We start from the raw sequence: 246 nt of genomic DNA on the forward strand, positions 1-246 counted from the left end.
CCCCGGCCCCAACCCCTGAAGAACTCCGCACGATTTCGAGGTACGGCCTCCGGTTACCTCCCCGGGGGGGGGGGGGGCCCGCCCCCCCCCCCCGCCCGTCTCAGCTGCCCGAGCCGCTCCGGGAGCGGGCCTTGAAGGCGGCCTTGCGGGCGTCCTTCGCCTGCTTCTTGTCGCTGTGCAGCCGGCCCATCGCCTCAAGGACGTCCGCCGTCGCCGGGTGCTCCACCCGCCACACCTCGTCGAAGA

This window comes from Streptomyces sp. NPDC058221, from assembly GCF_042882365.1.
Lineage (GTDB): Bacteria > Actinomycetota > Actinomycetes > Streptomycetales > Streptomycetaceae > Streptomyces.